At 72.7% G+C, this 5,960-nt stretch carries 5 protein-coding genes and 1 pseudogene; 2 read left to right on the top strand and 4 right to left on the bottom strand.

The window, feature by feature from the left end; all coding sequences use genetic code 11:
* The 4 genes and pseudogenes from STRIP9103_RS52005 to STRIP9103_RS47165 all read right to left on the bottom strand — a co-directional run.
* Nucleotides 1-226, bottom strand: a pseudogene (locus STRIP9103_RS52005) (hypothetical protein); the annotation flags it as partial.
* Nucleotides 227-403: 177 nt separating this feature from the next.
* Nucleotides 404-1,876: an aminotransferase class I/II-fold pyridoxal phosphate-dependent enzyme gene (locus STRIP9103_RS53205; RefSeq protein WP_009326133.1), complete on the bottom strand. Its 1,473-nt coding sequence runs from the start codon at nucleotides 1,874-1,876 to the stop codon at nucleotides 404-406.
* Nucleotides 1,877-2,039: 163 nt separating this feature from the next.
* Nucleotides 2,040-3,071 (bottom strand): SDR family oxidoreductase, encoded by a 1,032-nt coding sequence (locus tag STRIP9103_RS28375; RefSeq protein ID WP_009326129.1) that lies wholly within the window; start codon nucleotides 3,069-3,071, stop codon nucleotides 2,040-2,042.
* Nucleotides 3,072-3,098: 27 nt separating this feature from the next.
* Nucleotides 3,099-3,287 carry a hypothetical protein gene (locus tag STRIP9103_RS47165; protein ID WP_078614073.1) on the bottom strand — a complete coding sequence of 63 codons (189 nt, stop codon included), beginning with the start codon at nucleotides 3,285-3,287 and terminating at the stop codon, nucleotides 3,099-3,101.
* Nucleotides 3,288-3,533: 246 nt separating this feature from the next.
* Between STRIP9103_RS47165 and STRIP9103_RS28365 the strand changes: the two genes are divergently transcribed.
* Entirely contained in the window at nucleotides 3,534-5,084 is a 1,551-nt protein-coding gene (locus STRIP9103_RS28365) for an FAD-dependent oxidoreductase (protein ID WP_009326125.1), read from the top strand.
* Nucleotides 5,071-5,772: an HAD family hydrolase gene (locus STRIP9103_RS28360; protein ID WP_009326127.1), complete on the top strand. Its 702-nt coding sequence runs from the start codon at nucleotides 5,071-5,073 to the stop codon at nucleotides 5,770-5,772. The genes STRIP9103_RS28365 and STRIP9103_RS28360 overlap by 14 nt, the downstream gene beginning before the upstream one ends.
* Nucleotides 5,773-5,960 lie beyond the last annotated feature (188 nt).

Genomic DNA, 5,960 nt, shown 5'->3' with positions numbered 1-5,960 from the left:
CGGGGCCCGGCCTCCCGCCGCCGGGCAACGGCCCCACCCACCCACGCCGAGGGCGGTTCCGGCGCGGCCATGGCGAGGGCGGCCATCCGCTCGTGCGTACGGGCGGGGTGGGCGGCGCCGAAGCCCAGGGGTCGATCCTGCGGTGGGCGGCAGCCGCGGCGGCGCAGGACTCTCCGGTCCAGGTGCGGGCCCCGGAGAGCGCGTCGAGGGCGGCTGACTCGGCCACCGGATCGCCCGTCTGCGGACAGCTCCCGCGCTGCCGCGAGTACGCCGGTCGCCTCGTCGACGGGCGGGGATCAGGGGGAACCCGCTGGGGAAGCGGTACGCGACGGCGGCAGCCGCGCTGGCCGAGGCGGCCGTGGTCGCGGCAACCGGCCACCGGGCGCGCCCCGGCCACGGCGGATCAGGCCTCAGTCAACACCCGGATCGTGTTCAGTCGTTGGTCGGCGGCGTCGGGGAGGTTCATGCCGGCCGCGACCCCGGTGGTCAGGTAGCGCAGGACGGGCTCGGTGAGGCGTTCGCCGGGGAGGACGGCGGGGATGCCCGGAGGGTAGGGCGTGATCATCTCGCCGGCGATGCGGCCTTCGGCCTTCCCGACGGGCACATCGGTGTGCTCACCGAAGTAGACGTCGCGCGGGAGCCGGGCCTGTTCCATGCGCAGGGCGGACGGGTCCGGGACGTCGACGCGCGGCGCGCCGCGCAGTTCGTCGGCGTGGTCGGCCAGGTCGCGCAGGGCGGCGAGGAGACGGTCGGTGGTGTGGTCGTCGTCGGCGTGGGTGAGCTGGGCGCTGACGCGGCGGTGGTCGAAGAGGTGCGTGTCGACGTGGTGGTGCTCGCGCAGCCAGTCGGCGGCCCGGTAGCCGGTGGTCTCCAGGCCGCTGATGTCCATCACGACCGGCAGGGGGTCGAAGTCGACGGCGAGCCCCGGACCGCAGAAGTCCCGCGCGTCGTTCACATGGATGCCGTCGACGTCCTCGATCGCCGAGCGGGTGCGTGCGGCCAGGCTCAGGGCGTGGTCGAGGAGGTCGTGGCCGTACTGGACCATCTGCCGCCGCCAGGCGTCGATCCCGGCGTACAGCAGGACGTTGGGGCTGGTGGTGCCGAGCAGGTCGGCGCAGGAGGCGAGTTCGGCGGGGTCGATCAGGTCGCCCTGGAGATGGAAGACGGAGCCCTGTTCGAGACCGCTGCCCATCTTGTGGATGCTGGTCACGCAGATGTCGGCGCCCGCGTCCATGGCCCAGGACGGCAACGCGTCGTGGAAGGGCAGATGCGCGCCCCAGGCCTCGTCGACGATCAGGGGCTTGCCCCGGCGATGGCAGACCTCGCTGATGCCGCCCAGGTCGGCGGCCGTCCCGTACGGGGTGGGGCTGGTGACGAGGGCGCCGTCGGCGTCGGGATGCTCGGTGAACGCCTTGTCGTAGGACGCCGCCGACGGGGGGTGGGCCAGGCGCCGTTCGCCGTCCCACTCCGGTTCGACCCACAAGGGGCGGACACCGGAGAGGATCAGCCCGGCGACGACCGATTTATGGGCGTCCCTTCCGACGAGGAGGCTGTGACCGGGACGAGTCACCGTCAGCATGGCCGCCTTCACGGACAGGGAACTGCCGCACGTGGAGAAGAAGGTGTGCTCGGCGTGCACGGCGTCGGCCATGAGTTCCTCGGCCCGCTCCAGCACCGCGGCCCGGGAGAGACGGTCGTCGAGTCCCCCGTTGGCCAGTACGTCACCGAGGAACACGGCGTCCCCGAGGATCGCCCGGGCCCGTGGGTCCGCGCCGCGTGCCTGCTTGTGACCGGGAGGCGTGAAGGGCAGTTCGCCGGCGTCGTGGTAGCGGGCGAGGGCGTCCAGGACAGGTGCTTCATCGTGGTTCAGACCCATGGGTGGGGAGTTCCCCGATCCATTGCACCCATGCCGCCATGTCCATGCCGCCATGTCCATGCCGTGACGGCAGACCGGACACGCCCCCCTTCCAGCGGCCACGCTATGGCACCCTGCGGATTACCCGCGCGGCGCGGCCCGTGACTCCGGTCGTGGTCGCCGTTCAGCCGACCTCGCGTCCGCGCAGCGGTTCGGTGTCGGCACCGGCCCCCTCGCGCAGCCCCTCCAGGAACTCCCGCAGGACCTCCGTAGGGGTGTGTTCCGGCTCCCAGCCCAGTTCGGTGCGGGCCCGGGCGCAGTCCATCAGGGGCAGCCGCAGAACCGCGTCGAAGAGATGGGGGGAGGCGGGAAGGATGCGCAGCCCCCAGGCCGCCGCGAGGGCGGAGCGGGCAGCCGTACGGGGCAGTCGCACCGGGCGGAGGCCGAGCATCTCACTCAGCAGGGCGGCGTCGACCGGGGGTTCGGCGGCGAGGTTGAAGGCACCCCGGGCTTCGTCCGAACGCACGGCCAGGTGGTAGGCCCGGGCGGCGTCGTCCGTGTGGAGTGCCTGCACCGTGAGTCCGGGCACGTCCGGGAGGAAGGGCAGCAGCTCGGGGCGGGCCAGCGGGCCGGGCAGGAAGCGACCGCCGAAGATACGGCGCTGTTCGCTCGCCGACTCCCGTTTGAAGAGGAACGCCGGCCGCATCCGCACCACGCGGGTCTCGGGGTGGTCGCGTGCGAACACGTCCAGAGCCCGCTCCAGATAGGCCTTCTCACGGCAGTAGGCGGCGTCCGGCCAGCCGTGCGTCGGCCAGGACTCGTCCACCGCGCGGTCCTTGGGCCCCGGCGAGTACGCGCCGACCGACGAGGCGTACACCAACGCCGGTACGCCTGCCGCGGCGACCGCCTCGAACACGCGAATGCCGCCGAGCACGTTGGTCTGCCAGGTCTTCGCCGGGTCGTGCGTCGGCTGGAACGCCCACGCCAGATGGACCACGGCGGTGGCTCCCCGGAGCACCTCGGACAGGTCCGCCTGCTCGGAGGCCAGATCGACGGTGTGCCACTCGGTCTTGGGGGGCGCCCAGTCGGGCTCGCGTCGGGCCACGCCCCGCACCCACTCGACCTCCGGGTCCTCGGAGAGGAGGCGCACCACGCTGCTGCCGACGTTCCCGGTCGCGCCCGTGACCACGACCCTGATACCCGTCTCACTGCTCACGGTCGACTCCTCTCCGATGGCTTGAGGTCACGGGTGCTCGGGCCGCTGGTCCGGAGGCACACCGCCGCCCTCGCCGCCGCCCTTTTCACCTTTGTCGGTGCCATGGGCCTGTCCGCCCTTGGCCCTGCTCTGCCGTGCCTTCAGCTCGGCGCTGTCCTGCGGTGTGGCACCGCCCTTGTCACTGCGTCGCTGCTCGGGTTGCTGTGGATTGGACATCTGCGGAGACCCCTGTCTGTCGTATCGACGTACTGAGAAGTCGTATCGGCGTACCGAAAACGAGAAGTCGTATCGGCGTATGAGATGTGGCGTACCGAGGTGTTTCGTGTGCTTCGTCTGAGGTGTTTCGTGCATGCCGGGTCCCCGCCCGCGACGGGAGTGAAACAGCCCGGACGGGAGGGAAACGGCCTCGCGGAGATCCGAACGCATGGTTCCGCCTGCCACCGCGAGGGGCACTCGGCCGCCATGAGCACTCAGACAGGAATCCAGCGGTCCTACTGGCTCGACACCGCGCCGCCCGGCGATCCCGCTCCCCCGCTGTCCGAGGACATCTCCGTCGACGTCGCGGTGGTCGGCGGGGGCATCGCCGGGCTCAGTACGGCCTGGGAGCTGGTCCGGCGGGGCCGCGAGGTGGCCGTGCTGGAGGCCGACCGGATCGCCGCCGGGGTCACCGGCCACACGACGGCCAAGGTGACCGCCCTGCACACCCTGGTCTACGACCACCTCCGCCGCACCCGCGGTGCCGAGGGCGCCCGGCTGTACGCCCGTTCGCAGTCCGCCGCCATCGACCGTGCCGCCGAGATCGCCGCCGAACTCGGCGTCGACTGCGACTGGGAGGAGGCGGCGGCCTGCACGTACGCCGAGGATCCGCGGCGCGTCGCGCAGCTGCGGGCGGAGGCCGAGGCGGCGCGCGAGGCGGGGCTGTCGGCCGAGTTCGTCACGGAGACGGAGCTGCCCTTCCCGGTCGCCGGGGCGGTCCGGGTGGCCGGGCAGGCCCAGTTCCATCCCCGCAAGTACCTGCTCGGCCTCGCGGACGACCTGCGCCGGCGCGGCGGCGCCGTGTACGAGGGGACGCGCGTCGTCGGCCTCAGGAAGGGCGGGCCCTGCGTCCTGACGACCGACAGAGGTGTGTCGGTGCGCGCCGGCGACGTCGTGATCGCCACGCACTACCCCGTCTTCGACCGTGCCCTGCTCTTCACCCGGCTCTCCCCGCGCCGTGAGCTGGTCGTGGCCGCCACCATCGACGAGGACCGGGCCCCGCGCGACATGTACATCACGCAGGAACAGGCCACGCGATCGGTGCGCAGCGCGCCGTACGGCGCCGGAAAACGCCTGCTGATCGTCACCGGGGAGCACTTCACCCCCGGCACCGCCGACGTCGAGGAGCGGTTCGCCCGGCTGACCGACTGGGCCGACGACCGCTTCCGGGGGCTGACGTTCACGCACCGGTGGGCCACGCAGGACAACGACTCCACCGACTCGGTGCCCCTCGTCGGGCCGTTCCACGCCGGCAGCCGGCACACCTATGTGGCCACGGGGTTCGGTGGCTGGGGCATGAGCGGGGGCATCATGGCGGGCCGACTGCTCGGCGACCTCGTCGAGGGCCGCCCGGTCGAGTGGGCGGGCCTGTACGACCCGCGCAGGCTGGCTTCGGTGGCCCGCGAGGGGATGTCGTTCCTGAAGCATCAGGCCCAGGTGGCCCGGCACTTCGTCGGCGACCGGCTGCCGTCCGGCACGGAGCCCGCAGCCGAGGACATCGCGCCGGGCGACGGTGCCGTGGTGCGCCTGGGCGGACGGCAGTACGCCGTGCACCGCGACGAGAGCGGGCAGTTCCACGCGGTCTCCGCCCGCTGCACCCACCTCGGCTGCGTGGTGGCCTTCAACCGCGCGGAGCAGGCATGGGAGTGCCCGTGCCACGGCTCCCGCTTCGCCCCGGACGGCCGGATCCTCCAGGGACCCGCCGTACGGCCGCTGGACAAGCGGGACTCCGGAGGATCTCGGCATGCCGACCAGTGACGCCCGGACCGGCACCGGCCGGGAGCGGGCGGCCGTGTTCGACGTGGACGGGACCCTCGTCGACACCAACCATCTGCACGTCGTGACCTGGTGGGAGGCGTTCCGCCAAGCCGGCCACCAGGTGTCGACGCACGCGATCCACCGGGCGGTCGGCCTCGGCTCCGGCGATCTCGTCGCCCGTCTTCTCGGCGAGACCCAGGACCGGGATCCGGCCCCGGGCGAGACGGAGCACCTCAGCACGGCTCATACGACGCTCTACGCCCAGTACTTCGAGCGGCTGTCCGCGTTCCCCGACGCGGGCCGACTGCTGCGGCGGCTGGCCGGTGACGGCTGGCAGGTCGTCCTGGCCACGTCGGCCAGTGGTGAGGAACTGTCCGCGCTGCGCAAGGCGATCGACGCGGACGAGGCCATCACGGCGACGGCGAGTGCCGACGACGTCGCCGAGGGCAAGCCGGCCCCCGAGCCCGTGGAGCGGGCGCTGGAGCTGGCCGGCGTACCGGCGGAGCGTGCGGTGTTCGTCGGTGACACGGTGTGGGACATGCGGGCGGGCAGCCGTGCGGGGGTGCGATGCGTGGCGCTGCTCTGCGGGGGCGTCCCCCGTACGGACCTGGAGGAGGCCGGCGCCGACGCCGTCTTCGACGACCCGGCCCGGTTGCTCGCCTCGATGCCGCGAAGTCCCCTGGCGTGACGGACACCGCCCCCTGGTCTGATGGACTCCGCGACGCCGGACAGCGGGTCGGTCGGCCCGACCGTCGTTATGTTCTCTGCCCAGGGGTACCCGGAGGGCGACTGTCGGCGCACAGCCGGCACGCGTGCCACGTCCCGTCGACGGTTCTCGGAGCAACGGTGAAAGCACTCATGGTCCCTTGGCGGACA

It is taken from the genome of Streptomyces ipomoeae 91-03, assembly GCF_000317595.1.
GTDB classification, from domain to species: domain Bacteria; phylum Actinomycetota; class Actinomycetes; order Streptomycetales; family Streptomycetaceae; genus Streptomyces; species Streptomyces ipomoeae.
The sequence above is the reverse complement of the archived record's forward strand: the minus strand, read 5'-3'. Positions and strand labels throughout refer to the sequence as shown.